The sequence below is a fragment of the Planktothricoides raciborskii GIHE-MW2 genome (assembly GCF_040564635.1).
In the GTDB taxonomy this organism is placed as follows: domain Bacteria; phylum Cyanobacteriota; class Cyanobacteriia; order Cyanobacteriales; family Laspinemataceae; genus Planktothricoides; species Planktothricoides raciborskii.
Genome location: NZ_CP159837.1, coordinates 2032247 through 2048610 on the forward strand (window position 1 = coordinate 2032247; position 16364 = coordinate 2048610).

Annotated in this window: 13 protein-coding genes; 7 read left to right on the top strand and 6 right to left on the bottom strand. The window is 42.9% G+C overall.

Going from position 1 to position 16364, the window contains the following annotated elements:
- Positions 1-17: 17 nt before the first annotated feature.
- Positions 18-725, top strand: a complete 708-nt coding sequence (rpe, locus tag ABWT76_RS08555) for a ribulose-phosphate 3-epimerase (protein WP_054464584.1) — start codon at positions 18-20, stop codon at positions 723-725.
- A 138-nt stretch (positions 726-863) separates the two neighbouring features.
- On the opposite strand, the gene ABWT76_RS08560 is transcribed toward rpe, so the two are convergent.
- Both ABWT76_RS08560 and ABWT76_RS08565 read right to left on the bottom strand, forming a co-directional pair.
- Positions 864-1613 carry a DsbA family protein gene (locus ABWT76_RS08560; protein ID WP_054464585.1) on the bottom strand — a complete coding sequence of 250 codons (750 nt, stop codon included), beginning with the start codon at positions 1611-1613 and terminating at the stop codon, positions 864-866.
- A 133-nt stretch (positions 1614-1746) separates the two neighbouring features.
- Complete coding sequence (locus ABWT76_RS08565; protein ID WP_054464586.1) at positions 1747-5496, bottom strand: ATP-binding protein; 3750 nt, start codon at positions 5494-5496, stop codon at positions 1747-1749.
- Positions 5497-5892: 396 nt separating this feature from the next.
- On the opposite strand from ABWT76_RS08565, the gene ABWT76_RS08570 reads away from it, so the two are divergent.
- The 5 genes from ABWT76_RS08570 to ABWT76_RS08590 all read left to right on the top strand — a co-directional run bounded on the left by ABWT76_RS08570 (position 5893) and on the right by ABWT76_RS08590 (position 11742).
- On the top strand, positions 5893-6840 hold the full coding sequence (locus tag ABWT76_RS08570; protein WP_082348718.1) for a circadian clock protein KaiA: 948 nt from the start codon (positions 5893-5895) through the stop codon (positions 6838-6840).
- Positions 6841-6926: 86 nt separating this feature from the next.
- The gene (gene kaiB, locus ABWT76_RS08575; protein ID WP_054464588.1) at positions 6927-7241 is read left to right on the top strand and encodes a circadian clock protein KaiB; all 315 of its coding nucleotides are present in this window, start codon (positions 6927-6929) and stop codon (positions 7239-7241) included.
- A gap of 130 nt (positions 7242-7371) precedes the next feature.
- Positions 7372-8937, top strand: coding sequence for a circadian clock protein KaiC (gene kaiC / locus ABWT76_RS08580; protein WP_054464589.1), 1566 nt, complete (start codon positions 7372-7374; stop codon positions 8935-8937).
- Between the two features lie 713 nt (positions 8938-9650).
- Positions 9651-11093, top strand: coding sequence for a DUF697 domain-containing protein (locus tag ABWT76_RS08585; protein ID WP_354635950.1), 1443 nt, complete (start codon positions 9651-9653; stop codon positions 11091-11093).
- 73 nt (positions 11094-11166) lie between these two features.
- Positions 11167-11742 (top strand): Uma2 family endonuclease, encoded by a 576-nt coding sequence (locus tag ABWT76_RS08590; protein WP_190876967.1) that lies wholly within the window; start codon positions 11167-11169, stop codon positions 11740-11742.
- Positions 11743-11822: 80 nt separating this feature from the next.
- Here the strand turns inward: ABWT76_RS08590 and ABWT76_RS08595 are convergent, their stop codons facing one another.
- The 4 genes from ABWT76_RS08595 to ABWT76_RS08610 form a co-directional block, all read right to left on the bottom strand.
- On the bottom strand, positions 11823-12452 hold the full coding sequence (locus tag ABWT76_RS08595; RefSeq protein ID WP_354635951.1) for a Uma2 family endonuclease: 630 nt from the start codon (positions 12450-12452) through the stop codon (positions 11823-11825).
- Positions 12453-12817: 365 nt separating this feature from the next.
- The gene (locus tag ABWT76_RS08600; protein WP_354635952.1) at positions 12818-13372 is read right to left on the bottom strand and encodes a hypothetical protein; all 555 of its coding nucleotides are present in this window, start codon (positions 13370-13372) and stop codon (positions 12818-12820) included.
- Between the two features lie 292 nt (positions 13373-13664).
- The gene (locus ABWT76_RS08605) at positions 13665-14813 is read right to left on the bottom strand and encodes a DUF4407 domain-containing protein (RefSeq protein ID WP_354635953.1); all 1149 of its coding nucleotides are present in this window, start codon (positions 14811-14813) and stop codon (positions 13665-13667) included.
- 299 nt (positions 14814-15112) lie between these two features.
- Positions 15113-15367, bottom strand: coding sequence for a hypothetical protein (locus ABWT76_RS08610; protein ID WP_354635954.1), 255 nt, complete (start codon positions 15365-15367; stop codon positions 15113-15115).
- 95 nt (positions 15368-15462) lie between these two features.
- Between ABWT76_RS08610 and ABWT76_RS08615 the strand changes: the two genes are divergently transcribed.
- Entirely contained in the window at positions 15463-16326 is an 864-nt protein-coding gene (locus tag ABWT76_RS08615) for a DUF4384 domain-containing protein (RefSeq protein ID WP_354635955.1), read from the top strand.
- Positions 16327-16364 lie beyond the last annotated feature (38 nt).

A 16364-nucleotide genomic window follows, 5' to 3' on the forward strand; every position in this document is an offset into this window, starting at 1 on the left:
ACTACACTCCTTAAACCATGACCCAGACCAAATCAGAAAAACCAATTGTAATTTCCCCTTCTATTCTATCAGCGGATTTTAGCCGCTTGGGTGAGGAAATTCGCGCCGTAGATGAGGCGGGCGCTGACTGGATCCATGTTGATGTGATGGACGGTCGGTTTGTCCCGAATATTACCATCGGGCCATTAATTGTTGATGCCATTCGCCCGGTGACGAAAAAACCCCTAGATGTCCACTTGATGATTGTGGAACCGGAAAAGTATGTGGCAGATTTTGCCAAAGCTGGGGCAGATATTATTTCCGTCCATGCCGAACATAATGCTTCTCCCCACCTGCATCGTACCCTTTGCCAGATTAAAGAACTCGGCAAGCAGTCTGGAGTGGTCCTTAATCCTTCTACTCCCTTAGACTTGATCGAATATGTCCTGGAAGTTTGCGATCTGGTGTTGATTATGAGCGTCAACCCTGGGTTCGGCGGCCAAAGCTTTATTCCTGAAGTGGTGCCCAAGATCCGCAAGTTGCGGCAAATCTGCGCGGAAAAAGGTCTCGATCCCTGGATTGAGGTTGACGGCGGATTGAAAGCCAATAATACCTGGCAAGTTCTGGAAGCTGGTGCTAATGCAATTGTTGCCGGTTCTGCGGTGTTTAACGCTAAAGACTATAAAGCAGCGATTGAAGGTATTCGCCATAGTAAGCGACCAGAACGGGAATTAGTCACAGCATAAAAAGTAAATAAAAAGTAATGGGTCGGGGAAAGTTGGGGATTGGGTATATCCTAAGTCCCCCGCCCCATTACCCATTACTAAGCTGAGATGATAGCTGAGATGATAAGTGAGAATTGCCACTTTTCTCAGATCGCAAGTCTAAGATTGTTTCACTTTTGCCAAGATTTGCTCGATTTCCGGGAGTTCTAAGGCACCGGAAAAGGCTTCTTCATTCAGGAAAAAGAAGGGAGTGCCGTTAATTCCTAGCTGACGGGCTAATTGAACGTCTTGATTAATGGCGGCTTCCGCTTCTTTGCTCTGGCGATCGCGATTAAATTTATCTAAATCCAGATTTAAATTTTCGGCGATCGCCACATACAAATTTTCTCCTAGATCCTTTTGCTGTTCAAACAAAGCATCGTAATATTCCCAGAATTTTCCTTGTTGTTGGGCAGACCAAGCCGCTTTCGCCGCAGGCATTGCTTGGGGATGAATTGAAGCCAAAGGTAAATGTTTATAAGTTAAAGTCACTTCACCTTTATATTTCTCCATGAACCCTTTGATGGTCTGATGCGCCCGGGCACAAAATGGACATTGAAAGTCGGAAAACTCCACTAAGACTATTTTTTGTTCAGCAGCCCCAACGGTGGGAGAATTGCCAATCACTGCCGCCGGATTTGTCAGCATTTGTTGTAAAAATGCTTGTCGGGCTGCCCGCATCTGATTTTCTTCTTGTTGCTGATAAGCTTGCACGGACTCGATAATCACTTGTGGATTATCACGAATAATCTGTAATACCTGTTCTTCTAGTTTTTGATTGTCCGTCGTTCCTGTGGTACACCCGGTCAAAGCGATGCAACCGATTAAAAAACTGGTGACAAGAAAACTGATTAAGCGAAACCGCTTCATAGATCACCTCATGGGTTAGATTTCTAATTATTTAGCCATTCTATATTAAGGGTTAGCTCCAGAAAACAACATAAAACAGGATGAAAAAGCCGATTTTTATAGCAAATCGGCGCGATCGCGAAATGATGAACAATTATGACTGGAGCCAACGATGTTTTCCCCCCAGTTGCTGGCTGGAATCAGCGGATTTCAAAATTTGCTGAATCTCTTGAAGTAACTCTTCCTTGGATAGTGAATTGGGTAAAACTTTCGTGGCAATTTCTTTGAGAAAAGACAAAAATTCCCGCGAAATCAGCTGCTGATGACTGTCCGAATTGCCCCGTAAATCCGATCTATGATGATGCCACAGGGTTTCCCGGTCATACATAATTAAAATTTGCGGTTTATGAGCCAGATTTGCGATCGCTTTTAAACCATTAACCATTGGCTCGACCAAGTGATCTAGCGGAATATAGATCAACAGTAAATCCACACTTTGTTGTTGAATAAGCTGCCACACTTCAGACCAAGAACGACCGAGCGCCGCATTTAAATTTGCCGATTGCAGATCCAAAATTATTTCTAGCAAATTTTGAATTTGTGATGAAATTTTTTCCCCTTCACTTTCCTCATAATTCCTATCAAAGCTTAAACCGTTAAACCGAGTTTGATAAAATTCTGGTAACGCCGAAATATCGAGCGCTAAAATATTAGGCTTTTTCTGAATTTGCGCCGCCAGATTAAGTACCTGTGATAAGTATTGAGCCGATGGCATCCTCCAATGGGCTGACGCATTTTGTCCAGCATCAGAATGACTATCAGAATAATTACCCTGAGCATAATTACCCTGAGCATAATTACTCTGAGCATAATTATTCTGAGCATAATTACTCTGAGCATAATTACTCTGAGCATAATTACCCTGAGCATAATTACCCTGAGCATAATTACCCTGAGCATAATTACTCTGAGCATAATTACTCTGAGCATAATTACTCTGAGCATAATTACTCTGAGCATAATTACCCTGAGCATAATTACTCTGAGCATAATTACCCGCTGAGGTAACCATGTTAACAGAATCTTCAAGGATTCCCGACTCATAGTCTCCGGTATTTTCTGGGTTGATTGGTGCATCAACTAAACAAGGAAAGACAATCAAGCCCGGAACTTGATTCGCCCCCTCAGTTGTAGCCAAATCCATTGTCACAATTGGCAATTTACCCAAGAGTCTAGACTGACTTAATTCTTGGAAAAAGACTCTAGGTTCTGGCAGGGCGGCTGCCGCTTCAATTAAGATCACTTGCGGCTGCCAAATTTCTGCCAACAGTTCTGCTTGTTCTAAATCATCCGCTTCTAAAATTTGGTAAGCTTTTCCAGACTGAATCTTTAATCCTTGAATTAAAGCCGCATTGGTACTATCCACATTCGCCGTTAACCGCAGAATTGTCAGTTTGCTAGTGTGAAGATTTTGGACTTCGGGTAATTCCACTGGCACTAAATTCCGTAGCTGATCTTGTAATTCTGATGCCGTCAGTGGCAGACTCAAGCAGCCATCAGCGCGATATTTTTTGGCTCGTTTTTTATCCACCACCGTAGCGGTTAAAATAACTGGAATATGACCCGTTTGTGGATCGGATTTCAGCAAGGTCAGTAAATCCCAACCGGAAAGTAAAGGCAACAAAGGATTGACAAAAATAACACAAGGTTGTAAACGGCGAGCTTTTTCCAACGCATCAATCCCACATCGAGAAATTGCCACCCGATAGCCGAGCCGGATCAACTGCTCATGCAACTCTTCCACGTATTGAGGTGCGGCCTCAACAATTAAAATTAATAGCTGATCTCGGACGGGAAATTTCTTGATTGTCCCGGATTCTGGGGGAGAAGGTGGCAGCAAAATGGTAAACTGACTGCCTTTTTCTTCCTTGGAGATAAAGGTGACATCTCCACCGTGCGATCGCGCTAATCCCTGGGTGATCACTAACCCTAAACCCGTCCCTTCAAATCGACGAGTCAAGGGATTTTCTAGTTGCTGGAATCTTTGAAAGATTAAATGCTGTTTATCCGCCGGAATGCCAATTCCCGTATCCCAAACCGTAAAAGCAATCCAACCTTGCCAGCGGTTGACTTTTAAGCCAATTTCTCCTTCTGGAGGGGTAAACTTGAGAGCATTTGACAGCAGATTGTAAAGCATCTGACGCAGGCGCAAATGATCGGTGAGGATCGTGTTTAAACCTGGTTCAATTTCCAGAGTGAACTTAGGGGAAGACTCAACACTGTGGTGGCCTGCGGCCAATTCCATTTGCTGAGTTTCCTGGGCTTGTTGCAAGGCGTACTCACACACTTGTGCAATCTGAACTGGTTCCCAATTCAGTTGAAGCTGACCCGTTTCAATCCGGGTCAAATCCAAAATATCATTGACGACTCTCATTAGATGTTGCCCGCTCTGATAAATCATTTTGGCATAACGAGCTTGACGTTCGTTCAGCGGACCGAGGGCTTGATCTTTTAGGAGAGTAGACAATCCTAAGACTGCGGTGAGAGGAGTTTTGAGTTCATGGCTAATACAGGCTAAAAATTCATCTTTGAGTCGATTTAGTTGGACTAAATCCGCGTTTTTGGCCACGAGTTCTTGGGCCACTTGCTGCTGTTCAGTGACATTTTCCGCCAAAATTAGCCATAAAGAAATGGGGGATTCTGACGGGCTATCCCGCTCCGGTTCTGGGGATGATATTTGGCTGATGGTGAACTCAGATGCCCGCTCGTCGCTCTCTAGGGTCAATTTTCGGGAAATCATCCCAGATTTTAGGGGCGCAAAGGCTTGATGTGACGTTGGCGATGATGATTCTCTGGCTTGGACAACCCCTTTGATGGGATGTTCCGGCGGCGATCGCAGTTTTTTCGACTGAGATGGTTCACCAGAATCGTTGCTATATTTGGCAGGCCAAAATTCTTGGGAACCGAGGGGCAAGAGGATCTCAAACATTGATAAATCAATCTCTAGCGGAATTTTGAAAAATTTCCAAGCTTGTTCGGATCCATTGGTCAAAGAACACATTAAAGTCGCTTCTGACTCACTATCGCTGAATAAATGGCTCACACGGGTTGCCAAAGGTTCGGCTAATTCTGTCTCCTGGGGGATGGACTCTGCGGTGGTCGTGGGGAAGACTTGACCGACTGAGAGGTTGCCCAATTCTTGACGCCAAGCCAAATTTTCCACGATCATCTGACCCTCCTGGGTTTGCACCTTAACCGGAAACGGCAGAGGCGAAATCACTTGTTGAATGGCAGCGATCTCCAGAGGATCCAGAAAATCCCTGGCCTCAACAGTTTTTTGGCCTGGTTCAACCTCATGTTCAGGTTCATTTCCAGAATAGACGCTGATTCGGCTGGTATTTTTGGGATTTTCTGGTTGGTGGCGGCGATTATTTTGGCAGATAATTTCTTGTAGCTGGTAGTGATGGGCTAAAAATTGGAGTAAGCCCTTCATATCCAGCAACCCCAATAATTTGCCCTCTGGGTTGACCACTCCCCAATCTTCATTATTAATATTACAGGTTGTTAATTTATTTAATTTCATCCAGAATTCTCTCACGGAGAGGTTTCCTGGTACAATTTTGATGGGCTGGATCAGCTCGTGTACCATTGCTGAATGTGGATGCGGTAGGATAGAAGATTGTCGCTCAGAAAATTGTTCGCCAGAATTCAAATAGGGGATTAAACTGTGTAAGTAGAGGACTCCAATAGGTAATTCTTCTGGGTTGACCACGGCAATGCGATCGCCCGTGACCCAGAGTTCTTGACGACTTAAGCTAGACCACAAATCTCTAGAACAAGTGGTTAAACTACAAGTCGGTACAGGAACAATAAATTCTTGAATCAGACAATTTGGGCTTAACATCGCAAAACTTCGTGAAAAATTACATCAGTGGTTAGTTGAGGGTGTACCATGAGCGCTTTGACTCTCTCCTGGTGACTCAGCCTTCAGCAAATCCCAGCTAGTTGATCGTGAAGTTACCGGGGGAAAGATTTGGTGCCGTCAATATGGGCGGGGATCAACTTTCCAGTTCTAGTCAACGAGGAGATAGCACCTTGCCAATCCCTGAACAATACTTATGGATCAGGGCTACCACTTAATTATCGATCTAGGAGGGAACTTACAGCATTGCCATTACAATTAGTTACAGTTATTCTAAAAAGGTAAAAGTCCCCCACCAACTTGTGATTGGGCAATTCTTTTTTTTTTCTTTTATTTTTGATTGATAGTGAACATAAGGTATTTTGAGGGATTACTGTTTTGCCTCCCCAACTTTCTCTTTGTACGTTTGCCAGTTCTGAATCCCTGTCTAATTCGCTGAAGCAGTCTTTAGGCAGCGGTCGCTATCTGGTGAATCACTTCCACTCTGAGTCAACTTTCTTGGAGTTTTTGGATTTGGAAAAACAGCAGATCGACTGTCTGATCTTACAAGCACAATCCTCTCTAGGCAAATTAAGCAACGAGTTGCATCAGCGATCGACCGTGCTCCCCGCCGTGATCGTCTATGAAACTTTCCCCGAAAAAGCTGATCGGCCACTCACTCCATTGTCCTTCCCCACCAAGGAGGATCCGCTCCGTGCAGTTCCCGATCGAGAGGAAACAGAAATAGAAACAGGGTATCCCACAGTTTTTTATCATACGGCTGAGGTTCACATTTCCTTTCTTCAGGTGCCTGACATCTCTCGCTATATTGAGCAAGCGATTAGTCAATTCCTGAATTTGTCTCCCAGCTTTCGCAAAAGCAATTCTGTTAATCCTATTGAGCAAAGTTCCGAGAATTCCGTGCAAAAATTTCTCGTCCAACACCAAAATCGGTTGGCGGAAAAATTGAGGGAACGATTAGGATACTTAGGTGTGTATTATAAACGAAACCCTCAACGCTTTCTGCGTAACTTACCCTCCGTAGAGCGAAAACAATTTTTAGAAAATCTTAAGTCCGATTATCGTGACATTGTTCTGAATTACTTTTCCGATCAACCGAGAATCTTAAATCAGCAGATTGATGAATTTGTCAATAATGCTTTCTTTGCTGATGTTTCCGTGACTCAAATTGTCGAAATTCACATGAATTTGATGGATGAATTTTCTAAGCAGCTAAAATTAGAAGGCCGCAGTGAGGAAATTCTGCTAGACTACCGTTTGACTCTAATTGATATCATTGCACATTTATGTGAAATGTATCGACGTTCTATCCCGCGAGACTCTTAGAAGAATTTTTCGGGCAGACTCACTCGTGATGCTAAGGCGTCGAGCGGTCAAAATTCTCAAGAATTAATTATTTCACTTTTCGATCCATGAATAATCCTAAAAAAACTTATGTTCTCAAGCTCTATGTGGCAGGAAACACCCCGAATTCAGTTCGGGCTTTAAAAACCCTGAAAAATATTCTGGAAGAGGAATTTCAAGGCGTCTATGCCCTGAAAGTGATTGATGTCCTCAAAAATCCGCAATTAGCTGAAGAAGACAAAATTTTAGCCACGCCCACTTTATCCAAAATATTGCCACCCCCCGTGAGAAAAATCATTGGGGATCTTTCAGACCGGGAAAAAGTATTAGTTGGTTTAGATTTACTCTATGAAGAATTGTCTGAAGAAAATTCAGGAATATAGATGCAAATGCCTCGGCTCTCTGAATTACCGGGAATCAGGGAGTCATTGAGCGGTCTTGACTTTTGACGATTTTTTTTATGGTAGACTCCAGAGACAGTAAAATTATTGGTTAGGTTAGATAACTAAAGCTATGATTCGTAATCAGCCAAATCAGGTGGAAGACTTGCCAAAAGGCGTTCAAAAAATTCGCACTGTGATTGAAGGATTTGATGATATCAGTCATGGAGGAATGCCGGCAAGTCGGACGACTTTAGTCAGTGGTACTTCCGGCACAGGTAAAACTTTGTTTGCGATTCAGTTTCTCTATAATGGAATTATTAATTTTGATGAACCGGGCGTGTTTGTCACTTTTGAGGAATCGCCTACAGATATCATTAAAAATGCGTATAGTTTTGGTTGGGATTTAGGCAAACTGGTTAATGAAGGCAAGTTGTTTATTCTCGATGCCTCTCCGGATCCCGAAGGACAAGATGTGGTTGGCAGTTTTGATTTATCGGCGCTGATTGAAAGAATCCAATACGCTATTCGTAAGTACAAAGCTAAACGGGTTTCTATCGATTCGGTGACGGCGGTTTTTCAACAATATGATGCGGTTTCGGTGGTCAGACGGGAAATCTTTCGCTTGGTGGCTCGACTCAAGCAAATGAGTGTGACGACGGTGATGACGACAGAACGGGTGGAAGAGTACGGCCCGGTGGCCCGATTTGGCGTGGAAGAGTTTGTGTCAGATAATGTGGTGATTCTGCGGAACGTTTTGGAAGGTGAACGCCGTCGCCGCACTTGTGAAATTTTAAAGCTGCGAGGGACAACTCACATGAAAGGGGAGTACCCGTTTACGATTACCAGTGATGGGATTAATATTTTCCCCTTGGGGGCGATGCGCTTAACCCAGCGTTCGTCTAATGCTCGCGTTTCTTCTGGGGTGAATACCCTGGATGAAATGTGTGGCGGTGGATTTTTCAAAGATTCGATTATTTTGGCGACTGGGGCAACCGGGACGGGTAAGACTCTGTTGGTGAGTAAGTTTTTGGAAGATGCTTGTACGAATGGGGAACGAGCGATTTTATTTGCTTATGAGGAGTCCCGCGCTCAACTCTTGAGAAATGCCTATTCTTGGGGGATTGATTTTGAAGAGATGGAGAAAAAGGGTTTGTTGAAAATCCTTTGTGCTTATCCAGAGTCAGCAGGTTTGGAAGATCATTTGCAGATTATTAAGACTGAGTTGGTGGAGTTTAAGCCTTCTCGGATGGCGATCGATTCTTTGTCGGCTTTGGAACGTGGGGTGACGAATAATGCTTTCCGCCAGTTTGTGATTGGCGTTACCGGGTATGCGAAGCAGGAAGAAATCACGGGTTTCTTTACGAATACTACGGATCAATTTATGGGGGCGCATTCGATTACGGAATCTCATATTTCGACGATTACGGATACGATTTTGATGTTGCAATATGTGGAAATTCGCGGGGAAATGTCTCGGGCGCTGAATGTGTTTAAGATGCGTGGGTCTTGGCATGATAAGGGGATTCGAGAATATACGATTAGTGAGAAAGGCCCGGATATTCGCGATTCTTTCCGCAATTATGAACGGATTATTAGTGGTTCTCCGAGTCGAATTTCTGTGGATGAGAAGACTGAGTTATCTCGCATTGTTAAGGGGGTGCAAAATAAGTTAACGGATGATTTGAACGATGAATGATGGGATGAGTGATGGGATGAGTGATGGGATGAATGATGGGATGATTTAGTGGGTTGTTTGCCGAGCCGATCGCATTAAGGGCGATCGCGGCTTTAGGCCAGCATATTTGGCTCTGACATATTGATCTATTGATGACCTTAATCATCCGAATCTTAGGGGCAATTGATCGAGGCCCCCTAGGTTTCGGATGAAGTTTTTATTAAATAAATGTGGATTAAATAAATGTGGATTAAATAAATGTGCCTGAGTTCTGTGCTAGAAAATGGTAGCCCTAGCTTTATTGGGCAATTTTGTTAGTACCACCGCAGTGAGTGAAATTTGAGTGAGATGATATTACGGCGATTATTGATAAAAAACCCGATCGGCCTTAGCCTATGAGGATCTAAATTAAATCAGGATGATAGGTTCAAATCCGCTTCCTGCCAGCAAATTATCGCAAAACCCTGTGACCAAAATTGGTTGCAGGGTTTGGTTTTGTTTAGGGGCGAACCATTCTGGCAGATAGTTTTTCCGTGGAGATGGCCGTTTGCGCCGCTGTTGCTTCGCCCAGCCTGATGACAGAATGGAGATGCTCTCTGTTGTTTTATGTCTGTAGCTCTGAGCATTAGAATAGAGTTGACGCAAGAGTCAAAATTTAGAGGGAATTATTGGACTCGGTTTGACTCTTCTGTGTCAACATCATTTAAACAAAATTCTTATAGTGGGTGGTGACTATGAAGTTACAGCGGCCTATTTTATGGGGCGGAGTTAGCCTATCTTTGGGTTTGTGGCTGTTTGATAGTTTTTCGCATTCCCTGGAAGGGGTGGGAGAAGTTGGGGTGTTGGGCGCGATCGCCCTGGGGACTGGTTTGTGGTGGTATAAACAGCGATCGCCTCTACCGGCTAAGGTTTCCGCCCCTGTGGATCGAGAAACCTTGTCCAAGGCTATTGCTGGGGTGAAAGAGGCGATCGCTCAGTTGGCAACGGAGGCAGAAAATTGTGAGGCGATCGGTGAACTCCGCTCCCAACAAGAACAGCTATCGGCCCAATTGGATCGCCAAGAGTTGCGGTTGTTGGTGACAGGTGGCAAAGCGGTGGGCAAAACTAAGTTGATGCAGCTTTTGCAAGCAAGTAGTCAGCAGTTTGGAAAATTAACTTTCACGGAAACCGAGGCTTTATTTAGCAAAACTGACAGCGATCGACAGGTTAAACCGAACCTGACTCTAGAAGATTTGGTAATTTTTGTCACGACTGGGGATTTAACCAGTTCTGAACTGAATCATTTACAGCAATTGGCTATAGCTAATGTGCGGATTTTGGTGGTGGTGAACAAACAAGACCAATATCTAGAAACTCAAAAAGCGACGATTTTACAACAAGTTCGTAATTGCTTAGAAGGCATTTTAAATAAGGATGATGTGGTGGGGGTTTGCGCGGCTCCGGCGCCGGTGAAGGTGCGACAATATCAAGCGGATGGTTCGGTGCAAGAAAAAATGGAACAACCAATGGCGAATATTACTGGGTTGTGCGATCGCCTTAGTCATATTTTAGCCACGGAAAAATCAGCTTTGGTTTTTGCTAGTACCTTGCGGGCTGCCAATGGCTTAAAAGCAGAGATAAAAACTTTGCTGAACCAGGTCAGACGCGATCGGGCGATGCCCATGATTGAACAATCTCAATGGGTGGCTGCGGCTGCGGCTTTTGCTAACCCCGTCCCCGCTTTGGACTTGCTTTCTACGGGGGCTGTGACCGGGCAATTAGTGGTAGATTTGGGCAAAATTTATCAACAGAAATTTTCCCTGGAACAAGGACAAGCGATCGCTCGTACTCTAGCGGAACAAATGGTTAAATTAGGGTTAGTAGAACTTTCTACCCAAGCCATTACCTCAATTCTGAAAAGTAACGCGATCACTTTTGTGGCGGGTGGTGCGGTACAGGGAATTAGTGCGGCTTATTTAACTCGGTTAGCTGGTTTAAGTTTGTTGGAATATTTCCAAGCCCAAGAACTAACTAGCGATTTATCTTCTGGGGATAAATTGGCACAATTAAGCCAAACTATTAAGCAGGTTTTTGAGCAAAATCAGCGGATGGCTTTTCTACAATCTTTTGTCCAAAAAGCAAGCGATCGTCTGATGTCATCAGTCAATGCCAAAATCCCTGTTAATACTCAGGCTTAATCTATGTAGGGTGGGCAATGCCCACCGCCCACCCACCCCACCAAAATTATTAAATTTTCCCAGTAATAAAACTATGAATTTAACGTTAAATTTACCCCAAACATGGAAAATGAGTCAAGAACAATTTGCCGAATTAGCGCAAATTAATCAGGATGTCCGATTAGAATTAACCGCAAAAGGAGAGTTAATTATTATGCCACCAACCGGAGGAGAAACGGGAAATCGAAATTTTGATTTAACCGGACAGATTTGGTTATGGAATCGCCAAAAACCCCTCGGTAAAGCTTTTGATTCTTCTACGGGTTTTGTTTTACCCAATGGGGCTAATCGTTCTCCTGATGCCAGTTGGATTAGAATGGAACGGTGGGAAGCATTAACCCCCGAACAGCGGAAAAAATTATTACCTTTATGTCCTGATTTTGCCGTTGAATTAGTTTCGGAAAGCGATCGCCTTTCCAAAACCCAAGAAAAAATGCAGGAATATTTAGAAAATGGCTTACGTTTGGGTTGGTTAATTGAACCAAAAAATAAAATTGTCGAAATTTATCGGCCAAATCAAGCGGTGGAAGTCTTAGAGTTTCCTTTAACATTATCTGGGGAAGATGTGTTGCCAAATTTTACTTTAAGTTTAGCAGAAATTTGGGATTAATGTAAAAAACCCGGTTTTTTCAAGAAAGTAAAAACCCCGGTTTTTTCAAGAAACCGAGGTTTTTTTCTGGGTCGGTTAAGTTAGTCTTCAATTTCCGTATCTTCAATTTCCGTATCTTCAATTTCCGAAAAATCTACTTGTTCGTAAAGTTCGCTTAAAGTAAATTGAAACTCAACGGAAGCCAGGGATATGACATCTTGTTCTGAGTCATATTCAGTAAACTGCCATTGTTTTTCCCCAGTTTTTGAATAGATTTCTATATGATAACAATTTTGGTCAATTAAAATATACTCTTGGAACGTGGAAATGGAGCGATAAAAGCGAAATTTATCGGTTTTATCATAACCTTCTGTTGATTTTGATAAAACTTCGACGATGATGGTCGGGTTAGTGACAGTCGTGGTATTTTTTCCTTGGTAAATAGGTTTTCCTTGGATTACCATTACATCAGGATAAACATAGCGTCTCGTGGCTGGTATCCAGAGACGAACGTCTGCCGCAAATACTCGATATTTTTGTTCTTTAATCGTATATGGGAATTTACGGCAAACATTGAGAGTGATTTGGTTGTGGTTGGTGGTGCCGCCAGTCATGGGTATAATTTCTCCATCGTGATATTCGCTTTTATATTCTGCGGTTTCCTCTAGGGCGAGGTATTCTTCCGGGGTGTAAGTGCGTTTTTGGGTTTTGTTAGCTTCGAGTAGTTGCATGATATATACCTCATTAATGAGTTTATTGTATTGTAAAAATATGGTGATGGGTAGGGGCGAAGCATTCGGGCGACAATTTATCGACTATAACCGAAGATTTTTGACCAGAATGCGATCGCCCTTATCTCTGGGATGATGATTATATCCGGGTAGGGGCGAAGCATTCGGGCGACAATTTATCGATTTAAACAGAACATTTTTGACCCGAATGCTTCGCCCTTATTTCTGGGATGATTATATCAGGAATAGGGCGAAGCAAGAGCGAATAAATATCTGGGATAAACCGATAAATTTTCTGCGCTCTTGCGAAAGCCCCTACTTACACAAAAAACCCGGTTTCTTCAAGAAGCCGGGTTTCTGCTATTCTAGACACCTTCAGAAACGATGCGTTGGAATTGATCGACCAAGCGATTTTGTAAATCGCCAAAATCTTCAACGGATTTTTCTAGCTGGTTTTGTCGCACCCGCTTTAAGGTGGGGTTAGCAATTAATTCAGCTTGAGCCATTTGCACTTCCATTCGGGCGATAAACTCCTCAAAGAGATAATTAATTTTCTTTTCTAGCTCCATTTTTTTATCTAGTAAAAAGGCAGCGGTTTCACTGCGAATTGCAGCCTTTTCTCGGACTAAGTATTGGTTGCAATGTTCGGTAAGCGATTGGATTTGGGTTTCCCGCACTTTTTCTAGGGCACGTTTACGAAACTCAAACTCATCTTTAACTAGGGCTAATTCTCCCCGAATGACCTCACGGGTAGCAGCATCAGGAAAAAATCGCTGTAAAAATCCTTCCCGTTTTGCCATGACATTATCAATAGCAGATTGAGCCTGATTTGTCAGGTGAACAATTGGAGCAGCGACTACTTCTAGCTCTTGGGTTTGTCGCACTAATTCCATAGGTTTTCTTTTTTCAATATTAGACATTTATTGAGCCTCGAATCAACCTTGATATTTACAGTTTATTTGACGACGCTCGATTTGTCTGTCGAGCAATATCGATTTTTGTGAAAAACCCGGTTTGGTGAATCCCGTTTTTGTCTTCACCAAACCGGGTTTTTGTTTTTTGGTCAAATTAGAATTTTATTGATATAGTCCTTGATGGTTTCAGTTGCATAATTGACAAATAAACCAACTTTATTCTGAAACCGGATACTTTTAGCTCTAAGGTGTTCTACTTGTTCTGTAGTTCTTTTGAGCAGATCGGAAACATCCCAGTCTAGCTGGTGAAAAAAAAAGGAAAGGGACTGACTTTTTTTCTGGGGATATATTTTTTTCTCGTTCGATTGGTAATTTCCTCAATAAGTTCTTCTTGGACTTTTTTCATTGGCTCACTCTTATAGGCTTCTCCCAGGGTATCATCGTAAAATTTTCTCTCTTTTTCCTGATCGTTTTTGAGTTGGATAGGAAAATACTTCCGATCTTCATCTGCTCTCTGAATTTGTTCATACTCCTTTTGTTGTAACATCGCATCGTAGGAGCCGCGTTTGGCGATTAATTTAGCAAATATTGGGGCAGTATCCACTACAATGAACAACCAGGAAATCGCGTGACTTGCATGGGCGATCGCCGGATTTTTTTGGGCGATTTTCTCCAAAGTATTTAACTGAGTCATAATGTCATCAGCTTGTTTTCTGGCGGTGGTGACAGTTTTTACCTCCTGATCTTTTTGGGCTTGCAGTTGCATAATCCGTTGCCGGTTTTGCACTAAAATCGGTTCAGTTTTGGCTTTTAATGTTTCTAATTCTCTCCCCTGTTGTTGACACAGGAGTTGTTTTTCTTCATACACTGGGCCTTTTCCTTCTTTGCCAGTGCCACTGATTCCTTCAGCTTCTTTCATAGCTCGATCGCACAATAAATCTCGGTTTTTCTCTTTGTCTGACAAATCTTGCTCTAATTTTTGATTCGCTGCTTTTAATTCAGCAATTTCTGGCATTCCTTGATTGATTTGTTGTTGTACTGCCAGGGCTATCTGAGCATTTTCTTGGGCAAGTTCAGCTAAAATGGGCTTTTCAAAGATTTTTAACTCTAGGGGTTTTGCCACAACCACGGCAATTAAAACCGCCACAATAATCCGCGTGATGGCCATGCCTAATTGTTGCCAGCTAAATTTGTCTTCTTTATGGGTAGTGATGATAATTAAGCGATCCATATTGAAAACAAATAATCCCCAAAATACCCCTAAAAGCAGAGCATGAATCGGGTTTTTGAAGATGGTATAAAAGGCATAACCTCCTGACAAAATCGCACAGGCTGTGGTTAGGAGAATTGCCAGCCCGATCGCGTCATATTTATGCTGTTCTTTCTGGGATCGGCAATTTTGCAGTAATTCAGCATCAACCCCGGCACACCACCATAATAATTTCATAAATTCTCCGGTTTATTTTTTAATAGTGATAGGTATCCAATCGCCCTGATATTTAATACCCTAACATTAAAATCATAAAATCCCGCCAATCGTGTGTCGATTTTTAGATGAAATTGTCGATGTCGATTTTTGTCTTTTTTTGTAAACAATGCTGGTTTTTTGGTAAGTTTGTTGCTATAAATAAATTAATGGGCGAAGCATTTGCGCCAATATCTGTGGGAAAAACCGGCCAATCAACGCCGCAAATGCTTCGCCCATATTCGGGATTTATCATCCCAAATTGGCTGACCCGAATGAGGTCAGGGCGGCGTTGCATTTGCGCCAATATCTGTGGGAAAAACCGGCCAATATTCTTGTAGGGGCGTTGCATTTGCGCCAATATCTGTGGGAAAAACCGGCCAATCAACGCCGCAAATGCTTCGCCCATATTCGGGATTTATCATCCCAAATTGGCTGACCCGAATCAGGTCAGGGCGGCGTTGCATTCGGGCAGGTAAATCATTTGTTATAATCCCAAATTGGCTGACCCGAATCAGGTCAGGGCGGCGTTGCATTCGGGCAGGTAAATCATTTGTTATAATCCCAAATTGGCTAACCCGAATGCTTCGTCCCTACAAAGGCTATAAATCATCACAAGGAGTTGAAAATTATGAAAACGTTACAGCAATTGTATGATGAGTATGAAGGCGATTTTATCGATGCCATGATTAATCGCTTTAAATTTTCGGGAAAAAAAGAATTAGTTTTTCGTAATCGCTTTATTAAAGATAATGATGGCTGTCTTCATCAAAAACTAGCCCAGGATTATAAAAAACATCTAATTGATGATGAATCCCAAGATGCCGGTCAAATTTTCCGGCAAACCTTAGCCGCAATTTGTGACAAGCTGGAAGAAATGGGATGTCAACCCAGTAAAGGTGCGGATCGCTGGAAAAATTGCCGCTACTGGTTGCGCGAGGTAATGTTTAAAGAATGGGCAAAAGAACAGGGTTTAATTGGACCTGGCCCGGAACCGCCGGATACTGAACAATGTTGGCAGGAATTAAAGGAAAAAGTTAATACAACAACCGGCTTAACGGTGGAAATACCCGCCCTGTCGAATATGGGTGCAAGACCGAACCGCCAACGCCAAGAAATTCCGTTTAAAAGTAATTTAATTTATCGGGTTGATTCTCCGAAAACGGGACATTTAATATTATTTGAACGGGAACCTAACGGCACGATCGTTTGTTTATGTCCCTCGGAATTTGCCCCGTCATCCTACCATGCAGGGAAAGAGACGGTGTTACCCCATCCCGACTCCGAGTATCAATATTTTGGCTCCGATGAGCTAGGATGGGAACAACTGGTTGCAGTGATTACTCCTGAATTACCGCATTTTCAGTGGTTGGAAGATAGTCGCAAGGAAGCGTTAGAAGTGAATCAAGACCATTTAGCCGGACTGTTGGACTATGTGAATGGTCAACCTAACGCTGAGGTATTATATACGGAATATTTGGTTGTTAATGCTTAATTTTTTACGCAAAGAAACCGGGTTTCTCTGAAAAATCT